This is a genomic window from Pseudomonas brassicacearum, from assembly GCF_003732225.1.
Lineage (GTDB): Bacteria > Pseudomonadota > Gammaproteobacteria > Pseudomonadales > Pseudomonadaceae > Aquipseudomonas > Aquipseudomonas brassicacearum_E.
This window is the reverse complement of record NZ_MOBJ01000034.1, coordinates 458,105-475,773: the sequence shown is the minus strand read 5'-3', so window position 1 is coordinate 475,773 and position 17,669 is coordinate 458,105. Positions and strand designations below refer to the sequence as shown.

Here is a 17,669-nt window from a genome sequence, read left to right as displayed (position 1 = left end):
GAATTATTATGGTCGAACACCCAGGGATGTGGGTTTTACAGCGGTTTCGCCGCCGAACGCAGGCTTGTGGCCTCGCCAACGGCTACGTGCCAGATCAACACCCGGCTGACGCGGTTGTCTTCGGTTTCGAGGATTTCCAGGCGATAACGCCCGATTTTCAGGCAGACCGCGCTCTCGGGAATGGTTTCCAGCGCTTCGGTGACCAGCCCGTTAAGGGTTTTCGGGCCGTCGCTCGGCAGGTGCCAGCCAAGGCTCTTGTTCAACTCGCGAATGGAGGCTGCACCTTCGATCACCAGTCGGCCGTCGGCCTGCGGGTGAATGTGCGGGTTGTCGAGGCTGTGCTGGCTTTCGAATTCGCCGACGATTTCTTCGAGAATGTCTTCCAGGGTGACGATGCCTTCTACTTCACCGTATTCGTCGACTACCATGCCCAGGCGGCGCTGCTGCTTGTGAAAGTTCAGCAGTTGCAGTTGCAGTGGAGTACTTTCCGGGACGAAGTAAGGTTCGTGACATGCCGCCAGCAAGGCTTCTTTGGTCAGGCTGGCATCGGGCAGCAAATGGCGGATCTGCCGGGTATTGAGTACCGCTTCGACCTGGTTGATATCGCTGTGAAACACCGGCAGGCGCGTGCGTTTGTTGGCGCGCAACTGTTCGATGATTTCCTCGATTGAATCGTCCAGGTTGATCCCGTCGACTTCACTGCGCGGCACCAGAATGTCGTTGACGGTAATGTTGTCCAGCGCATGAATGCCCGACAGCGCGTGTGGACGGCAGGTTGCGTGTTCGTGGTCGGTGCCGTTGTTCTGCGGAGCCGGTGGCTCGTCTTCGCTTTGCTGGACGACCTTGACATTGCGTGCAAACGGCTTGAGTAGCAATTGGCTGATACTGCTGAACAGCCACGCGGCCGGGTAAAGAATTTTCAGCGGCACGCCGAGCAGGGTGTTGCCCAGCGCCAGGATCGCGTCCGGGTAACGGCTGGCGAGGGTGCGTGGCAGGTAGTCGGCAAACACCAGCAACGCAGCGGCAGCGCTCAGACAGGCCAGCCACGGGCCGTTTTCAGCCCAGCCAAAAATCGCCAGCAGCGTGCTGATGACCACCACCAGCGCGCGGCACACGGTATTGCAGAAAATCAGGCTGTTGAGCGGGAAGCTGAGTTTCGCGACGGGTTTGTCGCGAGAGCGCGAGGCGGTGCGCTGGGCCAACAGATGTTGTTGTGCGGCTTCGATGGCGGTGAACAGCCCTGACCATAAGATCAGTAGGGCCAGCACGGCGAGCAGCGGCCCTATGGGCAGGTTATCCATTACGAATGCCCGTCAGATGTGCAGGATGAATTCGCGGACCAGCTTGCTGCCGAAATAGGCCAGCATCAGCAGGCAGAAACCGGCGAGGGTCCAGCGAATGGCTTTGTGGCCGCGCCAGCCCAGACGATTGCGCCCCCACAGCAATACACTGAAGACGATCCAGGCCAGGCACGCCAGCAGGGTTTTGTGCGCCAGATGCTGGGCGAACAGGTTTTCGACGAACAGCCAGCCGGAGATCAGCGACAGCGACAGCAGGGTCCAGCCGGCCCAGAGGAAGCCGAACAGCAGGCTTTCCATGGTTTGCAGCGGCGGGAAGTTCTTGATCAGCCCGGACGGGTGCTTGTGCTTGAGCTGGTGGTCCTGGACCAACAGCAGCAAGGCCTGGAACACCGCGATGGTAAACATGCCATAGGCGAGGATCGACAACAGGATGTGCGCGAGAATCCCCGGCTCTTCGTCGATCACCTGCACCGTGCCCGACGGCGCGAACTGCGCTAGCAGCACCGTGGCCATTCCCAGCGGGAATAACAGCACCAGCAGGTTTTCCACCGGGATCCGTGAGCAGGCCAGCAGCGTCAGCGCAATCACGGCAGCGGCGATCAGGCTGGCGGCACTGAAAAAGTCCAGGCCCAGGCCAATCGGCGTCATCAGGTGGGTGAACAGGCTCGCGCTGTGGGCCAGCACGGCAAGGATGCCGAGCGAGACCAGCAGGCGTTTGTTCGCCTTGGCGCCTTGGGCCAGGCGAGTGCCTTGATAGAGAGTCGCAGCGGCGTACAAGCAAGCGGCGGCGAGGGAGCTGAGCAAACTGGGTGACAAGGGGAGCATAAATCCTGTTAGGCAAGCCCGAAAGAGGCTGAGTTTGGCATACAACCGACATCGCACGAAAGACCACTCAACCAGACGGCGGGTGTGCGCCAGACGCAGTCTTCGCTATAATCCGCGACCTGCCCACGCCGCAGGCTCGCCGAGCACATGTTTTTCACGGTCTGGGCCGCCATTACCTCGGTCTCCATAGGGCCTGAAAGGATCGCGCATGTTTGAAAACTTAACCGACCGTCTCTCGCAGACGCTGCGCCATGTCACCGGCAAGGCCAAGCTGACCGAGGACAATATCAAAGATACCCTGCGCGAAGTGCGCATGGCGCTGCTCGAAGCCGACGTCGCCTTGCCGGTGGTCAAAGACTTCGTCAATTCGGTCAAGGAACGCGCTGTCGGCACCGAGGTGTCGCGCAGCCTGACGCCGGGCCAGGCCTTCGTGAAGATCGTCCAGGCCGAACTCGAAAGCCTGATGGGCGCGGCCAACGAAGATTTGAATCTGAGCGCCGTGCCGCCGGCCGTCATCTTGATGGCGGGTTTGCAAGGTGCCGGTAAAACCACCACCGCTGGCAAACTGGCGCGCTTCCTTAAAGAGCGCAAGAAGAAGTCGGTCATGGTGGTATCGGCGGACGTTTACCGTCCGGCCGCGATCAAGCAGCTGGAAACCCTGGCCAACGACATCGGCGTGACGTTCTTCCCGTCCGACCTGAGCCAGAAGCCGGTCGACATCGCCGAAGCGGCCATTAAAGAAGCAAGACTGAAATTCATCGACGTGGTCATCGTCGATACCGCCGGTCGTCTGCACATCGACGAAGAGATGATGGGCGAGATCAAGGCCCTGCACGCGGCGATCAAACCGGTCGAAACGCTGTTTGTGGTCGACGCCATGACCGGTCAGGACGCCGCCATCACGGCCAAGGCCTTTGGCGACGCGCTGCCGCTGACTGGTGTAATCCTGACCAAGGTCGACGGTGACGCCCGTGGCGGTGCCGCGCTGTCGGTGCGTGCGATCACTGGCAAGCCGATCAAGTTCATCGGCATGGGCGAGAAAACCGAAGCCCTCGAGCCGTTCCACCCTGAGCGGATCGCCTCGCGCATCCTTGGCATGGGCGACGTGCTCAGCCTGATCGAACAGGCTGAAGCGACCCTCGACAAGGACAAGGCCGACAAGCTGGCGAAAAAGCTGAAGAAAGGCAAAGGCTTCGACCTCGAAGACTTCCGTGATCAGCTGCAACAGATGAAGAACATGGGCGGCCTCGGTGGGCTCATGGACAAACTGCCGAACATCGGTGGGGTGAATCTGGCGCAAATGGGCAATGCCCAGGGCGCGGCAGAGAAGCAATTCAAGCAGATGGAAGCCATCATCAATTCCATGACCCCGGCCGAGCGCCGCGACCCTGAGCTGATCAGCGGTTCGCGCAAACGTCGGATCGCCATGGGTTCCGGCACCCAGGTGCAGGACATCGGTCGCTTGATCAAGCAGCACAAGCAGATGCAGAAGATGATGAAGAAGTTCTCCGCCAAAGGCGGAATGGCCAAAATGATGCGCGGCATGGGCGGTATGTTGCCCGGCGGCGGCATGCCGAAAATGTAAAAGATTCGCGTCGGCAGTCATGTCGGCGCGGCCCCACACGGACGTGGGACCAACAGCAAGCCCGCATTGGCGGGAGCTGACTCGCCGTTGTTCGCAACGGCTCTATAGCAAATCTGGATGGCACACTGACAGGTGCCGGAAAAAGACATTTGCAAAAGTCCGGATATTCCTTAGAATATGCGGCCTTTCGGGCACCTATGCCCGCTGTGCATTTAGATTTGCAGCACCGACTACAGGAACTATGTTCACATGCTAACAATCCGTCTTGCCCTTGGCGGCTCCAAAAAGCGCCCGTTCTACCACTTGACCGTGACCGACAGCCGCAACCCACGCGACGGTTCGCACAAAGAACAAGTTGGTTTCTTCAACCCGATCGCTCGTGGTCAAGAAGTCCGCCTGTCCGTGAACCAAGAGCGCGTAGCCTACTGGCTGAGCGTTGGTGCACAACCTTCTGAGCGTGTTGCTCAGTTGTTGAAGGATGCATCTAAGGCTGCGGCCTGAGCAATATGAACGCGACGCCAGCCATTGCTGATGATTTGATCGTTATCGGCAAGATTTATTCTGTTCATGGCGTTCGCGGCGAAGTGAAGGTTTACTCCTTTACTGATCCGACTGAAAACCTGTTGCAATACAAAACCTGGACGCTCAAGCGCGAAGGCAGCGTTAAACAGGTTGAGCTGGTCAGCGGACGCGGGAACGACAAGTTCCTGGTCGCGAAGCTCAAAGGTCTTGATGATCGTGAAGAAGCTCGTCTTCTGGCCGGTTATGAGATCTGCGTGCCGCGCAACCTGTTCCCTGAATTGACCGACGGCGAGTACTACTGGTACCAGCTGGAAGGTCTGAAGGTTATTGACCAACTCGGGCAATTGCTCGGGAAGATCGATCATCTTCTGGAAACCGGCGCCAATGATGTAATGGTGGTCAAGCCTTGCGCTGGCAGCCTGGATGATCGCGAACGCTTGTTGCCCTATACGGAGCAATGCGTGTTGGCCGTCGACCTTGCCGCAGGCGAGATGAAGGTGGAATGGGATGCGGACTTCTAAGCGTGGCTAACTTGCGCGTAGAAGTGATCAGTTTGTTTCCCGAGATGTTCTCCGCCATCAGCGAGTACGGCATCACCAGTCGTGCGGTGAAGCAGGGGCTGTTGCAGCTGACCTGTTGGAATCCGCGAGACTACACGACGGATCGACATCACACTGTGGACGATCGCCCATTTGGCGGTGGCCCGGGCATGGTGATGAAGATCAAGCCCCTGGAAGATGCTCTGGTTCAGGCCAAGGCAGCAGCCGGGGAGGCGGCGAAGGTAATTTACCTGTCGCCCCAAGGCCGCCAACTGACTCAGTCGGCGGTACGCGAGTTGGCGAATGAGGAAGCATTAATCCTGATTGCCGGCCGCTATGAAGGCATTGACGAGCGTTTTATTGAGGCTCATGTCGATGAAGAGTGGTCGATTGGCGACTATGTACTGTCTGGCGGCGAGCTGCCGGCGATGGTCCTGATCGATGCGGTTACACGACTGCTGCCTGGAGCTTTAGGGCATGCGGACTCCGCCGAGGAAGATTCCTTTACGGATGGTCTGCTGGATTGCCCGCACTACACCCGACCTGAGGTGTATGCGGATCAGCGTGTTCCCGACGTGTTGCTAAGTGGCAATCACGCGCATATCCGGCGTTGGCGTTTACAGCAGTCCCTTGGTAGGACCTTTGAACGACGCGCCGATCTTCTGGAAAGCCGCTCGCTTTCTGGAGAAGAGAAGAAGCTGCTCGAGGAATACATCCGCGAGCGGGACGATAGTTAACAACGTATCGATGGTAGATCCGACGATTTACCTTAGGAGCACAGCATGACTAACAAAATCATCCTTGCACTCGAAGCAGAGCAGATGACCAAAGAGATCCCTACCTTTGCCCCGGGCGACACCATTGTCGTTCAGGTGAAAGTGAAGGAAGGCGACCGTTCGCGTCTGCAAGCGTTCGAAGGCGTCGTTATCGCCAAGCGTAACCGTGGTGTGAACAGTGCTTTCACTGTTCGTAAAATCTCCAACGGTGTTGGCGTAGAGCGTACTTTCCAGACCTACAGCCCGCAAATCGACAGCATGGCTGTCAAGCGTCGCGGTGACGTACGTAAAGCCAAGCTGTACTACCTGCGTGACCTGTCGGGTAAAGCAGCTCGCATCAAGGAAAAACTGGCTTAAGTCCAGCTTCCGATGCAGAAAAAAGCAGCCTACGGGCTGCTTTTTTGTTGCCCGTCATTTATTCCGTTCCCTGAAAGTACAAGGGTTCCGCGAACGGCCATGCTATGAAAGACTGTTCGCCACCTTTCAGTTTTTGTCTGTTTTGCTTGAGCCTTTATGCCCGCCATCGATCATCCACTGATAGACCAGTTTCTCGACGCCCTGTGGCTGGAGAAAGGCCTGTCGGATAACACCCGTGACGCCTATCGCAGTGACCTGGCCCTGTTCAACGGCTGGTTGCAGGAGAAGGGGCTGGAACTGGTCAACGCCGGGCGCGAGTTGATCCTCGATCACCTGGCCTGGCGCCTCGAACAAAACTATAAACCTCGTTCTACTGCACGGTTTCTTTCGGGTGTACGTGGGTTCTATCGCTATTTGCTGCGTGAAAAGCTGATTGCCGTTGACCCGACATTGCGTGTCGACATGCCGCAACTCGGCAGGCCATTGCCCAAGTCGCTGTCGGAAGCGGACGTGGAAGCCTTGCTTGCTGCACCGGATCTGAGCGAAGCAATCGGCCAGCGTGATCGCGCCATGCTGGAAGTTTTGTACGCCTGCGGCCTGCGGGTCACCGAGCTGATCAGCCTGACGCTGGAGCAGATCAATCTGCGTCAGGGCGTGCTGCGAGTCATGGGCAAGGGCAGCAAGGAGCGACTGGTGCCGATGGGCGAGGAGGCGATCGTCTGGGTCGAGCGTTACATGCGCGATGCGCGCAGCGAATTGCTTGGCGGGCGGCCCAGCGATGTGCTGTTCCCGAGCTTGCGCGGTGAGCAGATGACCCGCCAGACCTTCTGGCATCGCATCAAGCACCAGGCCAAAGTCGCCGGGATCGGCAAGTCTCTGTCACCGCACACCTTGCGCCACGCCTTCGCCACCCATCTGCTCAACCACGGCGCCGATTTGCGTGTGGTGCAGATGCTGCTCGGTCATAGCGACCTGTCGACCACCCAGATCTACACCCACGTTGCGCGCGCCCGTTTGCAAGACCTGCACGCCAAGCACCATCCGAGGGGCTGATTGCTGTTTTGCTTTATGTGGGAGCGAGCTTGCTCGCGATAGCTATCTGCCAGTCACATCAATGCTGGATGTGCCACCGCAATCGCGAGCAAGCTCGCTCCCACAAAGGGCTTGTGTTTCCCATGATGTCTTGTGTCAGCTCCATTCGGCCACGCGGGCCTTATGTGGTAGGCTTTGGGGGTTTGCACGATGGGCGGTTATGACCCGGTGTTTCATTACGGGCGTTCTAGCCGATCCATTTGCCCGCCTTCAGGAGTTCTCATGCGTCTGACCCAGATTTTCGCCGCCGCAGCCATTGCGTTGGTCAGCACCTTTGCCGTCGCCGATGATGCGGCTGATAAAGCCATTCGTAAAAGCCTGGAAACCCTCCAGCTCGACACTCCGATCGAGTCCATCAGTGCCAGCCCGCTGGCCGGTCTCTACGAAGTCAAACTCAAGGGCAGCCGCGTGCTGTACGCCAGCGCCGACGGCCAGTACATCGTTCAGGGCTACCTGTTCCAGCTCAAGGACGGCAAACCGGTCAACCTGACCGAGAAGGCCGAGCGTCTGGGCATCTCCAAGTTGATCAACGGTATTCCGGTCGCTGAAACCGTGGTTTACCCGGCGATTGGCGAAACCAAGACCCACATCACCGTGTTCACCGACACCACCTGCCCGTACTGCCACAAATTGCACGCCGAAGTGCCTGCATTGAACAAAATGGGTATCGAAGTGCGTTATGTTGCTTTCCCGCGCCAGGGCCTCGGTTCGCCGGGTGACGAGCAACTGCAAGCCGTCTGGTGTTCCACTGACAAAAAAGCCGCGATGGACAAAATGGTCGATGGCAAGGAAATCAAGGCTGCCAAGTGCGCCAACCCGGTTTCCAAGCAGTTCGCCCTGGGTCAGTCGATCGGCGTGAACGGTACACCGGCCATCGTTTTGGCCGATGGCCAAGTGATTCCGGGCTACCAGCCAGCACCACAAGTCGCCAAACTGGCACTGGGTGCGAAATAATCCTGCGTCGTCACGGTAAGCCTTTGACGATCATGGAGCGGCGACAGCAGTCGGCGTTCCATTAATAGAAAGCCGCACAGCGTGCGGCTGTTTTCCACGGCCGACCTTGAGTCGGCCGTTTTATGGGGAGTTCACAGTGAAACCGGTCAAAGTAGGCATCTGTGGGTTAGGGACCGTCGGTGGCGGTACCTTCAACGTACTTCAGCGCAACGCCGAGGAAATTGCTCGTCGTGCCGGGCGTGGAATCGAAGTGGCACAAATTGCCATGCGCACGCCAAAGCCTCAGTTCCAGACGACCGGTATTGCGATTACCAACGATGTCTTCGAAGTGGCCACGAACCCTGAGATCGACATCGTCATAGAGTTGATGGGCGGCTACACCGTTGCCCGTGAGCTGGTACTCAAAGCGATCGAGAACGGAAAACACGTAGTAACCGCGAACAAGGCGCTGATCGCCGTTCACGGCAACGAAATCTTCGCCAAGGCCCGCGAGAAGGGCGTTATCGTCGCTTTCGAAGCCGCGGTGGCCGGTGGTATTCCGGTGATCAAGGCGATTCGTGAAGGCCTGTCGGCCAACCGCATCAACTGGGTCGCCGGCATCATCAACGGCACCGGCAACTTCATCCTCACCGAAATGCGTGAGAAGGGCCGCACCTTCGAAGACGTACTCGCCGAGGCGCAAGCCCTGGGTTACGCCGAAGCCGATCCGACCTTCGACGTCGAAGGTATCGACGCAGCGCACAAGCTGACGATCCTGGCATCGATCGCTTTCGGTATCCCGCTGCAATTCGACAAGGCCTACACCGAAGGCATCACCAAGCTGACCACCGCTGACGTGAACTACGCCGAAGCCCTGGGCTATCGCATCAAGCACCTGGGCGTGGCACGCAGCACCGCCAGCGGCATCGAACTGCGCGTACACCCGACCCTGATCCCGGCCGATCGTCTGATCGCCAACGTCAACGGCGTGATGAACGCGGTGATGGTCAACGGCGACGCCGCCGGTTCGACGCTGTTCTACGGCGCTGGCGCTGGCATGGAACCTACGGCTTCGTCGGTGATCGCGGACCTGGTGGATGTGGTTCGCGCCATGACCTGCGACCCGGAAAACCGTGTACCGCACCTGGCCTTCCAGCCGGATTCGCTGTCGGCCCACCCGATCCTGCCGATCGAAGCCTGCGAAAGCGCTTACTACCTGCGCATTCAGGCCAAGGACCATCCGGGCGTGCTGGCTCAGGTGGCGAGCATCCTGTCGGAGCGCGGCATCAACATCGAATCGATCATGCAGAAAGAAGTCGAAGAGCATGACGGTCTGGTGCCGATGATCCTGCTGACTCACCGTGTGCTGGAACAGCACATGAACGACGCGATCGCCGCCCTCGAAGCGTTGGCTGGCGTGGTCGGTCCGGTCGTACGGATCCGCGTCGAGCACCTGAACTAAGCCGTTATCGTTCACCGGGCTCGCCTGCGGGCCCGGGTTTGCGAACACTGTCTATTGGAGCCAGTCATGCGTTATATCAGTACCCGCGGCCAGGCACCGGCCCTGAATTTCGAAGACGTTCTGTTGGCAGGTCTGGCCAGCGACGGCGGCCTGTACGTGCCGGAAAACCTGCCGCGTTTCACCCAGGAAGAAATCGCTTCCTGGGCCGGCCTGCCATACCACGAGCTGGCTTTCCGGGTGATGCGCCCGTTTGTCACCGGCAGCATTCCTGACGCCGACTTCAAGAAAATCCTCGAAGAAACCTACGGCGTGTTCTCGCACAACGCCGTAGCGCCGTTGCGTCAGCTGAACGGTAACGAATGGGTGCTGGAGCTGTTCCACGGCCCGACCCTGGCGTTCAAGGATTTCGCTCTGCAACTGCTCGGTCGCCTGCTCGATTACGTGCTGGAAAAGCGCGGCGAGCGTGTGGTCATCGTCGGCGCCACCTCGGGTGATACCGGTTCGGCCGCCATCGAAGGCTGCAAGCACTGCGAAAACGTCGACATCTTCATCCTGCACCCGCACAACCGTGTGTCTGAAGTGCAGCGTCGGCAGATGACCACCATTTTTGGTGAGAACATCCACAACATCGCCATCGAAGGCAACTTCGATGACTGCCAGGAAATGGTCAAGGCCAGCTTCGCCGACCAGAGCTTCCTCAAAGGCACGCGTCTGGTGGCGGTGAACTCGATCAACTGGGCGCGGATCATGGCCCAGATCGTCTACTACTTCCACGCAGCCCTGCAGTTGGGCGGCCCGGCGCGTTCGGTGTCGTTCTCGGTGCCAACCGGCAACTTCGGCGACATCTTCGCTGGCTACCTGGCACGCAACATGGGTTTGCCGATCAACCAGTTGATCGTCGCCACCAACCGCAACGACATCCTGCACCGCTTCATGAGCGGCAATCAGTACGTCAAGGAAACCCTGCACGCGACCCTGTCGCCGTCGATGGACATCATGGTTTCCTCGAACTTCGAGCGCCTGCTGTTCGACCTGCACGGTCGCAACGGTGCCGCGATTGCAGGCCTGATGGACACCTTCAAGCAAGGTGGCGGTTTCAGCGTCGAGCAAGAGCGCTGGACCGAAGCGCGCAAACTCTTCGACTCGCTGGCCGTGGATGACACGCAAACCTGCGAGACCATCGCTGAAGTCTTCGAACAAACCGGTGAACTGCTCGATCCGCATACCGCCATCGGCGTCAAGGCTGCGCGTGAGTGCCGGCGTAGCCTGGATATTCCGATGGTGATTCTGGGAACGGCCCACCCGGTCAAATTCCCCGAGGCCGTCGAAAAAGCCGGCGTAGGAAAAGCGCTTGAACTGCCAGCCCATCTTTCTGATTTGTTTGAGCGAGATGAGCGCTGCACAGTTTTGCCAAACGACCTGAAAGCCGTGCAGGCCTTTGTCAGTCAGCATGGCAACCGCGGCAAGCCACTCTGACTGGAAAACCTGTCACATTTTGAAGCCCGTCTCCTGACGGGCTTTCTCATTTCTGCATGGCACACTTGTCGTCGTTTCACCCCTCAAGGATGGGTGAGTGGACGTGAAGGAAGTGGGCATGTGGTTTTTTTATGGATTAAAGCCGGCCTTGTGCTGGATGTTTTTATTGAGTGCCATGGGGCTTGGGCATTGCGCATGGGCGGCTCAACTCGGCGCTTTGGACGTAAAGTCTCCCGTCAGTCATGACAGTCTCAAGCTTGAGGCTCACGAGCTCAAATGGATCGCCGAGCACCGGCGAGTGATCGTCGCGTCAGTGCAGTTCCCGTTGTACTTGTTCAAGGATGAGCACGGTCAATGGAGCGGTCTGAACAACGACATCCTCCAACGCCTTTCGCGGATGACCGGGTTGGAGTTTGTTCATGAAGAGTCGTTCTCGACCGAACACCTGCTCGGGCTGCTGGAAAGTGGCAGGGCAGACATGAACACGACGTTGTCGGTGAACGATGAACGTAAAGGCTTTCTGGATTTCAGCCATGCCTTTGGTGGGGCTGGCTGGGTGTTCGTCGGGCGGGCCGGAGCCGCTTCGGTCGATTCGTTGGAGGACCTTTCAGGCAAGGTACTGGCGCTACCGGCCAGGCATGCGCTGGAGGCCGGCATCCGCCGTGACTATCCACAAATCGAGCTGCGCTCGGTCAAAACCTACGCCGAGGCACGCGCCTTGGTCGAAAGCGCCGAAGCCGACGTCACCATTGAAAATGAAATGGGCGCCCACCTGTACCCTGCAGGCCGGCTGGCGATCGGCTCAAGTATCGAAGGTATGTGGGAGGCCGACCATCTCGCACTGCGCAAAGGGCAACCACAGCTGTTGAGCATTCTCAACAAGGCGCTCGAGGCTTTTCCTCCGGCAGAGTTGCGAGCGATCCGTTCGAAGTGGCTCAGCGGTATGGTGCCAGGTCAGCCGCTATCGTTGTGGCAGCGGTTTTACCAGTGGGGTTGCTGGGGAGTATTTTTTGCGGGTCTCTTCGGACTGATTTCACTGCTGTGGAACCAGCGTCTGAGCATGCAGATCAAGCAACGACTGAAAGCCGAGCAAAGGCTTGGTGACCAACTGGCGTTCCAGCATGCCTTGATGGATGCCATGCCCGATCCGGTGTTTGTACGGGATCTGGAGGGGCGGTTGATCATGTGCAACAAGAGCTATGAAGAGCACCTGTCGACTCGCTTCGACCAGGTGCAGGGAAAGCGCCTGACAGAGGTCGACGTTTTGCCTGCCTCGACGGCCGAGCTTTTGCACGCGGAAATCATGGATCAACTCAGCAGTCGGAAAACCCTATTTACCGAGCGCCAACTGATGTTCAAAAGCGGCGTGAGGGATGTGTATCAGTGGACGGTGCCGTTTTATAGCGCCGAGGGTTTGCTGCGAGGTGTCGTGGGCGGCTGGACCGATACCCATGGCCGTCAGCGTTATGAGCCGGACTGACGCGGTTAACCGGCTGTTTTTTTCTTGTCATCTTTTCCATGCATGCTCTGACGACTCAGGGTAAAGCGACATACCGTCAGTTGAGTTCAGAACTTTCTTCTCGGGCCAGTGGTCATTTACCACGCCCTTGGCACTTTGTTTTCGGACTATTGAGTGGTGATCGAGATGGAAAGTATCAGCCTATTGCTGGGTGAGGCATTGAGCCCGTATCAGGTAACACTGACCCCGTCAGGTGCCCATGGCGAATGCCTGGTGACATTGAAGAGCACCGCTGGCGCCATCGTGGTCGAACGTGAGTTCAATCAGGCGCAGTTCACGGATAAACGGCTGCTGACAGATGTTGTCGACGGATTGCACCGCGACTTGTTGATCGCCGAAGGACGGCTGGAGCCCAGCGTGATTGCGGCTCTGCGCAATGTTGCGCAAGACAAGGGTCTTGCTGTCGGAAACTGAATTGTTTTTTGTGGGAACCTTCCCGCATTCAGGTCAGTCAGACCCTGTATCAGCAAGATCAAGCATTCTGCTCCGTTGCTTGTCGCTTGTTGTACGGGTCCTTGTAGGCCACGTTTAACCCCGAGTCGTCTCCCCACTTCTCGGGGTTTCTTTTGCCTGGCGTTTGGTCAGGGCGTTTCATCCTGGAAAAACGTCTTGGCGTCTTCCAGATACTCGCTGCGCATTTGCGGATCGAGCCATTGGGCATAAAACTCGATCAGTCGGTTCTGCCTTAGCTCGCGCAATGTCTTGTTGATATGGCTGATGGCCTGACGACCCTGCGCGGTATCCGAGCACGCAATATGGGTGGTCTGGTACTTGTCCGTGCCGCGAATCGGGTAGAACTCCAGTTCGCCCGGCGAAATGCCTTGCTGTTGCGCCTGATAACGGATCTCCGGCCAATACCCCAATAACGCAGTCAAACGACCCAGGCGCTGCATTTGCAGCAGACTGCCAAGGGCGTCGTTGCCGTAATGGGCTGACAGACTGTTGCTCGGTGCCTGTTGCAGCAGGCGGTCAACGACCTGGCCGTAACTGCGCTCGGCGACCACCCCGAGTTTTTTCTCTTCGTGAGCCAGCAGCAGCGCCAGATCGACCTTGTTGTCGATGATGAAGGGCGCAAGCGTTCCGCGGTCCGCACGTCGTACCACAATGCCGTTGCTAAGGACTCGATAGGCCGCGATGGAATAGACGATCCGTTTTGCCCGTTCCGGGCTCCACAGCAACGAAGGATCGCAGGTGAAGCTGGGCTCCAGGAGCATTTGCATGCCACGTGCGCGGTTGACCTGCAAAGTGCTGTGTTGGTACTCGGGCATGCTGGCGATCAACAGCGGCAAAAACTTGTCGATCACCCCCTGGTTTTTTTGCGGCCCGTCGAAAATCGTCAGCGGTGGCAAATCCCGTAATAGCCAGATCAGTGTGTCCTTGGCTTGAGCGGCCGTGGGCATTGCCAGCAGGCATAAAAGCGTTGCGCCCAAACCCAGCACACGCGACTGCTGCGCCACACACCGGCGAATCGCTGACAATCCTTTCAGTTTAGATAGCCCCATCGGCACGCAGTCGCGCGATCTGTTGCGCGTCATAGCCGAGCTCGCTCAACACCTCTGCGTTATGTTCACCCAGCTCGGCGCCGACCCATTCGCAAGCGCCTGGCGTCTCCGAAAGTTTTGGCACGATGCCCGGCATCTTGAAGTCCTTGCCGTCGGGCAGCTTGGCTTGCAGGAACATTTCCCGTGCGAGAAATTGTGGGTCGCTGAACATGTCTTCGGCACTGAAGATGCGGCTTGCCGGTACTTCAGCCAGGTTCAACTGCTCGATCACGGCATCCAGTGGCAACGAACTGACCCACCGATCAATCACGCCATACAGCTCGTCACGACGGCTATCGCGGCCGTCGTTGCTGGCGAGCAGAGGATCGTTGGCCAGGTCGTCGCGGCCGATGGTCTGCATGAAGCGCTTGAAGATCGCATCGCCGTTGGCGCCAATCTGCACGTGTTTGCCGTCGGCGCTGGTGTGGATGGAGGAGGGTGTGATGCCGGGCATGATGTTGCCGGTGCGCTCGCGGATGAAACCGAACACATCGAACTCCGGGACCATGCTTTCCATCATGGCGAAGATCGCTTCGTACAACGCCACGTCCACCACCTGACCCTGACCGCCGTTGACCTCGCGGTGACGCAGGGCCATCAACGCACCGATCACGCCCCACAACGCGGCAATCGAGTCACCGATAGAAATCCCTGTGCGTACTGGCGGTCGATCCTCGAACCCGGTGATGTAACGCAAACCGCCCATGGATTCGCCGACCGCACCGAAGCCCGGTTGATCCTTCATCGGCCCGGTTTGCCCAAAGCCCGACAGACGGACCATCACCAGTTTCGGGTTCAGCGCATGCAGGACGTCCCAACCCAGGCCCAGTTTCTCCAGCACGCCAGGGCGGAAGTTTTCGATGAGGATGTCGGCTTCACCGAGTAGCTGCTTGAGGATCGCCAGGCCGTCGGGGTGCTTGAGGTTCAGCGTCAGGGATTTCTTGTTGCGCGCCTGGACGAACCACCACAGCGAGGTGCCTTCGTAGAGTTTGCGCCACTTGCGCAATGGGTCACCGCCATCCGGAGATTCGATCTTGATCACTTCGGCGCCGAACTCTGCACAAATACGCGAGGCGAAGGGGCCGGCGATCAAAGTACCGAGTTCGATGATTTTCAGGCCGGCAAGGGGTTTGGCGGTGAGCGGCATGGTCAATCCTGTAGGACAAAGGCTGAGCGAGTAGATCGTTTTATCATAGGCAGGCGCTCATCGCCCACGCTTGATGGCCGTCATGATTCGTTGATTGACCCCGGCATCGGTTAGACTTGCCGCCTTTCCTCGTATCAAGAAGCCCGTTCATGGCCCAGCCGTCCACGACCTACAAGTTTGAATTGAACCTCACTGACCTCGATCGTGGGGTGTATGAAAGCGTCAAGCAGACCATCGCCCGTCACCCTTCGGAGACCGAAGAGCGCATGACCGTGCGGCTGTTGGCTTATGCCTTCTGGTACAACGAGCAGTTGTCCTTTGGTCGCGGTCTGTCGGATGTCGATGAACCAGCACTGTGGGAAAAGAGCCTGGATGACCGCGTCCTGCACTGGATCGAAGTCGGTCAGCCAGACGCCGACCGCCTGACCTGGTGCTCGCGTCGTACCGAGCGCACCAGCCTGTTGGCCTACGGCAGCCTGCGCGTCTGGGAAACCAAAGTGATCCCGGCGATCAAAAACCTGAAAAACGTACACATCGCGGCTGTTCCTCAAGAAGTCCTCGAGACCCTGGCCAAAGACATGCCCCGCGTTATCAAGTGGGACGTGATGATCAGCGAAGGGACGATTTTCGTCACCGACGACCGTGGTCAGCATGAAGTCCAGTTGCAGTGGCTGAGCGGCGAGCGCGGCTGATTTTTCAGCGCTGGATCGCGTCACCCGGTTTTATCCTACGTTTTCAAGAGAAGCACCTGTCATCTCATGCGCATCGAACCTCGCCTGCTACCCGCTACCCTGCCGTTTCTCGGTGATTTGCCACCGCTACTGACTCGCCTGTATGCAGCGCGGGGCGTGCAGTCCGAGGCCGAGCTGGACAAGAGCCTGGCGCGCTTGATCCCGTATCAACAGCTCAAGGGCATCGAGGCGGCGGTGGATTTGCTGGTGGTCGCGCTGGAACAGCGTCAGCGGATTCTGATCGTCGGCGACTTTGACGCCGATGGCGCGACTGCCAGTACCGTCGGCATGCTGGGGTTGCGTCTGCTCGGCGCCGCTCACGTCGATTATCTGGTGCCCAATCGATTCGAGTACGGCTACGGCCTGACCCCGGAAATCGTCGCGGTGGCACTGGAGCGCCAGCCGCAGTTGTTGATCACCGTGGACAACGGCATATCCAGCGTCGAGGGCGTGACGGCGGCGAAAAAGGCCGGGCTCAAGGTCTTGGTCACCGATCACCATTTGCCCGGTGACGAACTGCCGTTGGCCGATGCCATCGTCAATCCGAACCAGCCAGGATGTGAGTTTCCGAGCAAGGCGCTGGCCGGTGTCGGGGTGATTTTCTATGTGCTGATGGCGTTGCGTGCACGCTTGCGTAGCCTGGGCTGGTACGAGAGCAAGCCGCAGCCGAACATCGGTGAATTGCTGGATCTGGTGGCACTGGGCAGTGTCGCCGACGTGGTGCCACTGGATGCCAACAACCGGATCCTGGTGCATCAGGGCCTGGAGCGGATTCGCGCCGGACGGGCTCGGCCGGGCATCAAGGCGATCCTTGAAGTGGCCAAGCGCGATCACTCGCGCATCACCTCCACCGATCTGGGGTTCATCATCGGCCCGCGCCTGAACGCGGCGGGACGTCTGGACGACATGAGCCTGGGCATCGAATGCCTGCTCACCGAAGACGCAGGCGCCGCCCGTGAAATGGCCGCGCAACTGGACGGCATGAATCAGGACCGTAAATCCATCGAGCAAGGCATGCAGCGCGAAGCGTTGGCCCAGCTCAAGGACTTGCCGCTGGAGTCGATGCCGTTCGGCTTGTGTCTGTTCGATCCCGAGTGGCACCAGGGCGTCATCGGGATCCTCGCGTCGCGTATGAAAGAGCGCTATTTCCGTCCGACCATCGCCTTTGCCGACGCCGGTGACGGCATGCTCAAGGGCTCGGGGCGTTCAGTGCAGGGCTTTCATATTCGTGATGCCTTGAGTGTGGTGGCGGCGCAGCACCCGACGCTGATCAGCAAGTACGGTGGTCACGCCATGGCGGCGGGGCTGACGCTACCGGAAGCGAATTTTCCGTTGTTCGCCGAGGCCTTTGACGCTGAAGTCCGTCGGCAAATGCGCGAAGAAGACCTGACCGGGCGGTTGCTGTCGGATGGCACCCTGGCGGTCGAAGAGTTTCACCTGGAACTGGCCCGCGCCCTGCGCCATGCCGGCCCATGGGGCCAACACTTCCCGGAGCCGTTGTTTCACGGGGTGTTCCAATTGGTCGAGCAGCGAGTGGTCGGCGAGCGCCACCTGAAAGTGGTGCTGAAAAGCGAATGTGGTTCCGTGAAACTCGACGGCATTGCCTTTGGCATTGACCGCGATGTCTGGCCGAACCCGACCATTCGCTGGGTTGAGCTGGCCTACAAGCTCGACGTCAATGAGTTCCGCGGCCAGGAAACCGTCCAGCTGATGATTGCCCATATCGAACCGCGCTGAAAAAAACCTGCAGGTGCATGCCATTCCTCTGTAGGAGCTGCCGCAGGCTACGATCTCTTGACCTTCGGCGTTCATACCCATGCCAAAAGATCGCAGGCTTCGCCAGCTCCTACAGGTGCCCGTCAT

General features: G+C 58.8%; 17 protein-coding genes. 13 read left to right on the top strand and 4 right to left on the bottom strand.

Features of this window, described 5'->3' with window-relative positions; all coding sequences use genetic code 11:
- Positions 1-35 precede the first annotated feature (35 nt).
- The gene (locus tag BK659_RS26770; RefSeq protein ID WP_123428649.1) at positions 36-1,301 is read right to left on the bottom strand and encodes a transporter associated domain-containing protein; all 1,266 of its coding nucleotides are present in this window, start codon (positions 1,299-1,301) and stop codon (positions 36-38) included.
- A gap of 12 nt (positions 1,302-1,313) precedes the next feature.
- Positions 1,314-2,126 carry a cytochrome C assembly family protein gene (locus BK659_RS26765; protein ID WP_123428647.1) on the bottom strand — a complete coding sequence of 271 codons (813 nt, stop codon included), beginning with the start codon at positions 2,124-2,126 and terminating at the stop codon, positions 1,314-1,316.
- A 208-nt stretch (positions 2,127-2,334) separates the two neighbouring features.
- Between BK659_RS26765 and ffh the strand changes: the two genes are divergently transcribed.
- The 11 genes from ffh to BK659_RS26710 all read left to right on the top strand — a co-directional run bounded on the left by ffh (position 2,335) and on the right by BK659_RS26710 (position 12,801).
- Positions 2,335-3,711, top strand: a complete 1,377-nt coding sequence (ffh, locus tag BK659_RS26760; protein WP_019692014.1) for a signal recognition particle protein — start codon at positions 2,335-2,337, stop codon at positions 3,709-3,711.
- Between the two features lie 249 nt (positions 3,712-3,960).
- Positions 3,961-4,212: a 30S ribosomal protein S16 gene (rpsP, locus tag BK659_RS26755; protein WP_003209587.1), complete on the top strand. Its 252-nt coding sequence runs from the start codon at positions 3,961-3,963 to the stop codon at positions 4,210-4,212.
- A gap of 5 nt (positions 4,213-4,217) precedes the next feature.
- On the top strand, positions 4,218-4,754 hold the full coding sequence (gene rimM, locus BK659_RS26750; RefSeq protein ID WP_123428645.1) for a ribosome maturation factor RimM: 537 nt from the start codon (positions 4,218-4,220) through the stop codon (positions 4,752-4,754).
- Entirely contained in the window at positions 4,736-5,509 is a 774-nt protein-coding gene (gene trmD, locus BK659_RS26745) for a tRNA (guanosine(37)-N1)-methyltransferase TrmD (RefSeq protein WP_174244565.1), read from the top strand. The genes rimM and trmD overlap by 19 nt, the downstream gene beginning before the upstream one ends.
- A gap of 45 nt (positions 5,510-5,554) precedes the next feature.
- Entirely contained in the window at positions 5,555-5,905 is a 351-nt protein-coding gene (gene rplS / locus BK659_RS26740; protein ID WP_003175895.1) for a 50S ribosomal protein L19, read from the top strand.
- A gap of 156 nt (positions 5,906-6,061) precedes the next feature.
- On the top strand, positions 6,062-6,958 hold the full coding sequence (gene xerD / locus BK659_RS26735) for a site-specific tyrosine recombinase XerD (protein WP_123428643.1): 897 nt from the start codon (positions 6,062-6,064) through the stop codon (positions 6,956-6,958).
- A 261-nt stretch (positions 6,959-7,219) separates the two neighbouring features.
- Positions 7,220-7,951 carry a DsbC family protein gene (locus BK659_RS26730; RefSeq protein WP_123428641.1) on the top strand — a complete coding sequence of 244 codons (732 nt, stop codon included), beginning with the start codon at positions 7,220-7,222 and terminating at the stop codon, positions 7,949-7,951.
- 136 nt (positions 7,952-8,087) lie between these two features.
- On the top strand, positions 8,088-9,392 hold the full coding sequence (locus tag BK659_RS26725) for a homoserine dehydrogenase (RefSeq protein WP_123428639.1): 1,305 nt from the start codon (positions 8,088-8,090) through the stop codon (positions 9,390-9,392).
- Between the two features lie 66 nt (positions 9,393-9,458).
- Positions 9,459-10,868 carry a threonine synthase gene (thrC, locus tag BK659_RS26720; RefSeq protein WP_123428637.1) on the top strand — a complete coding sequence of 470 codons (1,410 nt, stop codon included), beginning with the start codon at positions 9,459-9,461 and terminating at the stop codon, positions 10,866-10,868.
- A gap of 118 nt (positions 10,869-10,986) precedes the next feature.
- Complete coding sequence (locus tag BK659_RS26715) at positions 10,987-12,348, top strand: transporter substrate-binding domain-containing protein (protein WP_123428635.1); 1,362 nt, start codon at positions 10,987-10,989, stop codon at positions 12,346-12,348.
- A gap of 165 nt (positions 12,349-12,513) precedes the next feature.
- Positions 12,514-12,801 carry a DUF3509 domain-containing protein gene (locus BK659_RS26710; protein WP_123428633.1) on the top strand — a complete coding sequence of 96 codons (288 nt, stop codon included), beginning with the start codon at positions 12,514-12,516 and terminating at the stop codon, positions 12,799-12,801.
- 167 nt (positions 12,802-12,968) lie between these two features.
- On the opposite strand, the gene BK659_RS26705 is transcribed toward BK659_RS26710, so the two are convergent.
- On the bottom strand, positions 12,969-13,922 hold the full coding sequence (locus tag BK659_RS26705; protein ID WP_123428631.1) for a TIGR02285 family protein: 954 nt from the start codon (positions 13,920-13,922) through the stop codon (positions 12,969-12,971).
- On the bottom strand, positions 13,876-15,075 hold the full coding sequence (locus BK659_RS26700) for a CaiB/BaiF CoA transferase family protein (protein ID WP_123428629.1): 1,200 nt from the start codon (positions 15,073-15,075) through the stop codon (positions 13,876-13,878). The genes BK659_RS26705 and BK659_RS26700 overlap by 47 nt, the downstream gene beginning before the upstream one ends.
- A gap of 149 nt (positions 15,076-15,224) precedes the next feature.
- On the opposite strand from BK659_RS26700, the gene BK659_RS26695 reads away from it, so the two are divergent.
- Together BK659_RS26695 and recJ are read left to right on the top strand one after the other, a co-directional pair.
- Complete coding sequence (locus BK659_RS26695; RefSeq protein ID WP_123428627.1) at positions 15,225-15,767, top strand: YaeQ family protein; 543 nt, start codon at positions 15,225-15,227, stop codon at positions 15,765-15,767.
- A gap of 66 nt (positions 15,768-15,833) precedes the next feature.
- On the top strand, positions 15,834-17,543 hold the full coding sequence (recJ, locus tag BK659_RS26690; RefSeq protein ID WP_123428625.1) for a single-stranded-DNA-specific exonuclease RecJ: 1,710 nt from the start codon (positions 15,834-15,836) through the stop codon (positions 17,541-17,543).
- The last annotated feature ends 126 nt before the right edge of the window (positions 17,544-17,669 follow it).